General features: G+C 65.5%; 1 pseudogene. It reads left to right on the plus strand.

Annotation, left to right across the window (positions count from 1 at the left end):
* Positions 1–16 precede the first annotated feature (16 nt).
* Positions 17–481: pseudogene (locus tag AACY08_RS29165) on the plus strand (hypothetical protein); the annotation flags it as partial.

The following is a 481-nucleotide window of genomic DNA, read 5'->3' on the forward strand; positions in this document are numbered from 1 at the left end:
AAGCGGAGATGACGTCATGAAGCCGATGGGCACGATTCCGCGGGATTTCCAGGTCAATCCGCTGCAGATTGGCGGACGGGATGCGGCGCATTGGGTTGCTGTCGCCGGAGACACGCCGCTGTTCGTGTACGACATGGCGGTGGTGCGGGACCGCATTGCGTGGTTTCGCGCGGCCTTTTCCTCGGTCGACCTGCATTATGCGATCAAGGCCAATCCCTTCGCCCCGCTGCTTGCCGCGATGGCACCGTTGGTCGATGGCCTCGATGTCGCCTCGGGAGGGGAGTTGGCGCTGGCGCTGCCGGTGAAGCCGGGCGCACGCATCAGCTTCGCAGGACCGGGCAAGCGTGATGACGAACTGGTATTCGCGATCCGCTCCGGCGTGACGATCAATCTCGAATCTGCGGGCGAAGCGGCGCGCGCGCTGGCGATTGGCGAACGGCACGGGCTTACGCCGCGACTCGCGATCCGGGTGAACCCGGAG

Source organism: Pseudomonas sp. EL_65y_Pfl1_R83, assembly GCF_963970695.1.
Lineage (GTDB): Bacteria > Pseudomonadota > Gammaproteobacteria > Pseudomonadales > Pseudomonadaceae > Aquipseudomonas > Aquipseudomonas tritici.